The sequence below is a fragment of the Borrelia sp. A-FGy1 genome (assembly GCF_014084025.1).
Taxonomy (GTDB): Bacteria; Spirochaetota; Spirochaetia; order Borreliales; family Borreliaceae; genus Borrelia.
In genome coordinates this window covers 2,022-6,148 of record NZ_CP043698.1, presented here as the reverse complement: position 1 = coordinate 6,148, position 4,127 = coordinate 2,022, and the positions used below count along the sequence as shown (strand labels likewise).

At 33.8% G+C, this 4,127-nt stretch carries 4 protein-coding genes and 1 pseudogene; 1 reads left to right on the top strand and 4 read right to left on the bottom strand.

Annotated elements, in window-relative coordinates:
- The first annotated feature begins 208 nt into the window (after window positions 1-208).
- Window positions 209-361 carry a hypothetical protein gene (locus F0310_RS05840; RefSeq protein ID WP_232535988.1) on the top strand — a complete coding sequence of 51 codons (153 nt, stop codon included), beginning with the start codon at window positions 209-211 and terminating at the stop codon, window positions 359-361.
- A 48-nt stretch (window positions 362-409) separates the two neighbouring features.
- Here the strand turns inward: F0310_RS05840 and F0310_RS05440 are convergent, their stop codons facing one another.
- The 4 genes and pseudogenes from F0310_RS05440 to F0310_RS05975 all read right to left on the bottom strand — a co-directional run.
- Window positions 410-1,087, bottom strand: coding sequence for a hypothetical protein (locus F0310_RS05440; protein WP_232535987.1), 678 nt, complete (start codon window positions 1,085-1,087; stop codon window positions 410-412).
- Window positions 1,088-1,214: 127 nt separating this feature from the next.
- A complete protein-coding gene (locus F0310_RS05435) occupies window positions 1,215-2,240 on the bottom strand; it encodes a hypothetical protein (RefSeq protein WP_232535986.1) in 1,026 nt (341 codons plus the stop codon).
- Between the two features lie 123 nt (window positions 2,241-2,363).
- Window positions 2,364-3,431: a hypothetical protein gene (locus F0310_RS05430; protein WP_182117953.1), complete on the bottom strand. Its 1,068-nt coding sequence runs from the start codon at window positions 3,429-3,431 to the stop codon at window positions 2,364-2,366.
- Window positions 3,432-3,542: 111 nt separating this feature from the next.
- A pseudogene (locus F0310_RS05975) lies at window positions 3,543-4,127 on the bottom strand (hypothetical protein); the annotation flags it as partial.

Sequence of the window (4,127 nt, the reverse complement as noted above, 5' to 3'; positions counted from 1 at the left end):
ACAAATAATTTGTTATTTTTAGTTAAGGTAATCAAGTCTCTAATTCTAATCTTAGCCTAATTATTTTTTATATCAACTATTTACCCTTTTATAAACTTCTAATAGCTTATCAATAGCATCAGTCATTTTTTTTACTTCTGCCGCCCCTGTCTTATTACTGGCAAACATTTTTGATTTTGCAAACCTCTCTTCAAATCCAGGATAAAATATGCCTGCAATAGGACCTACAATGACACTAGCAGCATTGTCTCCTTTATCTCCATTAGCACACTCCTTAGCAGCAGCATTAAAATCGAGAAAAGCTTGCTTAAGCTCTCTAGAAGATAAACTAGAAGCAACAACAGCAAAAGCATTAGCATAAGCTAGGCTAGCAGTTTCAATAATTTTTTTAATGACAGGAAGAATGCTGCTAACTGTTTTTAAATTGTCTACGTTTCCTTTTTTTCTTGTCTTCCTCAGCCTTTTGAGCTTCTGAGTGATCTTTTACTATCTCTATCTTACGATCAGCATCACTAGCTTTGCTGACAGCTTCCTTGTATGCCGCAATTGCCTCATCTAAAGTTTTAGTGTCATAACTAGAAACAGCATTCTTTAGCATTTTGCTAAGCTTAGCATATTCCTGGTCTAGATTTAAGATTTCTAGTTCAGCAATAGCCTTGCTACGCCTTGCAGAAGGCCCTGGGCTAAAACAGGAAATATTATATTCATTACAGCTACCATAGGTAGCAATAGCATTATAAGAGCTTGCATATTTGTTATAAATAGAATCTAGACTATATTGATATCTTATAGTTTTGCTAAAAAAAGCATTAAGCTTTTCTTTGTCTTCTTTGGTTAGCTTGCCTTTAGTTTCTTGCTTGTCTGTGCCATCACTAGAAGTAGTAGGATCATCAGAAGCAAGCATGTCAGGTCTAGTCTCATGTTTTCTATGTTCATCTGTAGTGTCACTTATATTTTTATCTTGCTTATCTGAAGAGTCAGACAAGGCTAGTTTACTAATATTACTAGCAGATGCTTTTTTAGCTGAGTTATTATTTCCAAAAACTTGCAAGATACAAGCAAAATAGTTGCTAGAAGTAAAATGCACAGATTACACCTTTCTAACATTAATATCACCTTTTTTCTTTATTGTATTAACCTAAATATTATTTTTATTATATAACAAGTATAAAGGTAAATGGGATTTATAAATAACTAGTGAAGCTTAAAAGTTATTAAGATTTGACCCTTTTATAAACTTCTAATAGCTTATCAATAGCAGTAATCATTTTATTTACCTCCGCTCCTGTCTTATTACGAGCAAACATTTTTGCTCTTGCAAACCGACTATCTTCAAGCCCAGGATGAGACATGCCTAAAATAGGACCTACAATAACATCAGCAGCATTGTCTCCTTTTCCATTAGCATACCTCTTAGCAGCCTCTCTAAACTCAGAAAAAGCTTGCTTAAAATTGATACAAGATAAGCTATCTGAAACAATAGCAAAAGCATCAGCATAAGCAAGGCTAGCTGTTTCAATAGTTTTTTCAATAACAGCAAGAACATTGCTAACTGTTTTTAAAAGGTCTACATTTCCTTTCTTTTTTTCCTTTTCATCCTTTGTAGGTTCTTTATAATCATTTATTTTCTCTATCCTACACTCAGCCTCACTGGCTTGACTTATAGCTTGCTTGTACTCCTCAATGGCTTCATCTAAAGTTCTAGTGTCGTAAGCAGGCAAAGCGTCCTTTAGCATACTGCTAAGTTTAGAATACTCTTGGTCTAGCTTTAATTTTTCTAGAGAATCAAGAGCCTTGCTACGCCTTGCGGAAGGTCCTGGGCTAAAGCATCCAATACCATAATTATTACAATCACCATAGGTAGCAATAGCATTATAATGTCTTGCATATTTGTTATAAATGGAAACTAGACTATATTGATATCTTATAGTTTTGCTAAAAAAAGCATTAAGCTTTTCTTTGTCTTCTTTGGTTAACTTGCCTTTAGTTTCTTGCTTGTCTGTGCTAGCACTAGAAGTAGTAGGATCATCAGAAGCAAGCATGTCAGGGCTAGTCTCATGTTTTCTATCTTCATCTATAGTGTCACTTGTATTTTTATCTTGCTTATCTGAAGAGTCAGACAAGGCTAGCTTACTAATATTGCTAGCAGCTGCTTTTTTACCTGAGCTATTATTTCCAAAAAACTTGCAAGACACTAGCAAAATTGTTGTTAGCAGTAAAATAAACACATTACTTCTCATAATCATTAATACCTTCCTTTTCTTTATTTATTAACCTAAATATTATTTTTATTATATATCAAACATAGAGACAAAGTGTTTATAAACATAGGTAAGAGTTAGCTAGAAGCTTAGAAGGTATTATTACTTAACTATTTTGTAAACATCGCATAGAGTATCAATAGCGGCAACCATTTTGTCTACCTCTTCTCCTGATTCCTTATTAGCAAATCTTTTTGCTTTATCAAAGCTTTTTTCAAATGAAGCATGAGACATGCCTGCAATAGCACCTACAATAACATCAACAGCGTGATCTCCTTTATTTCCATTGGCATACTCTTTAGCAGCCTTACTAAACTTGCAAATAGCTTGCCTAAACTTGCTGCAAGATAAGCTATCTGAAACAATAGCAAAAGCATCAGCATAAGCCAGGCTGGCAGTTTCTATTGTTTTTTCAATAACAGTAAGAACGCGTCTAATTGTTTTTAAATGGTCTATATTTTTTTTCTTCTTCTCTTGCTTAGCACTTTGAGTTTCTGAATAGTCATTTACTATCTCTATTTCTTCTTCAGCATCACTAGCTTTGCTGACAGCTTGCTTGTATGCAGCAATGGCATCATCTAAAGTTTTAGTGTTATAACTAGGCACAACACTCTTTATCATATTGCTAAGATTAGTGTAATCATTGTCTAGATTATTGTTTTTTAAGGCAGCAATAGCTTGACTACGTCTTGCAGAGGGCCCTGCACTAAAACAGGAAATACTATATTCTCCACAACCAGTATAGGTAGCAATAGTATTATAATGTCTTACATATTTGTTATAAATAGAATATAGGCTAGATTGATATCTTATAGTTTTTCTAAAAAAAGACGTAAGCTTGTCTTTGTCTTCTTTGCTTAACTTTCCTTTAGTTTCTTTCTTGTCTGTGTTATCCTTACTAGCAGCAGTAGAATCATCAGAAGCAAGCATGTCGGTGCTACTCTTTTGTACATCCCTCTGAGATTTATCAGCATCACCTGGAGCGTCACTTGTATTTTCACCTTTCTTACTTGAAGCAGTAAGTGGTATGCTGCCTAGCTTACTATCTCTACTAGCAGCAGTAAGGGTTGGAGGTGCTTTTTTACCTGAGCTTTTATTTCCAAAAAACTTGCAAGATACAAAAAGTAATGTGATTAAAAGTAAAATAAACATATTATTTATCCTTGACATTAATACCCTCTTTTTCTTTATTGTATTCACCTAAATATAATTTTTATTATAAAGCAAGTTAGAGCTAAAGTATTTATAAATATAGATAAGAGTTAGCTAGAAGTTTAAAAGTTACTTAAGGCTAGCCATTTTATAAACATCGCATAACTTGTCAATAGCTGCAACCATTTTCTTTGCTTCTGCTTCTGTCTTATTACTAGCAATTCTTTTTGCTCTTGCAAACTCTTCTTCAAATCTAGGAGAAGTAATACTAGAAATAGAGGCTACAATAACACTAGTAGCATGATCTCCTTTTCCATTAGCATACCCCTTAGCAGCCTTACTAAACTCGTAAGCAGCTTGCCTAAACTTGCTGCAAGATAAACTAGAAGCAAGAACAGTAAAAGCATTAGCATAAGTCAGGCAAGCAGTTTCTATAGTTTTTTCAATAATAGTAAGAAGACCTCTAACTGTTTTTAAACAGGCTATGTTTTTTTTTCTTTTCTCTTCGTTAATTTTAAAATAGTCATTTACTGCCTTTATACTCTGCTCAGCCTTACTAGCCTTCCTTATAGCTTTCCTGTACGCAGCAATAGCATCCTCTAAAATTTTAGTATCGTAACCAGGTACAGCTTCCTTTAGCATCTTGCTAAGCTTAGCGTACTCTTTTTCTAACTTTTTGTTTTCTAAGTCAGCAATAGCATAGCTACGTATTTT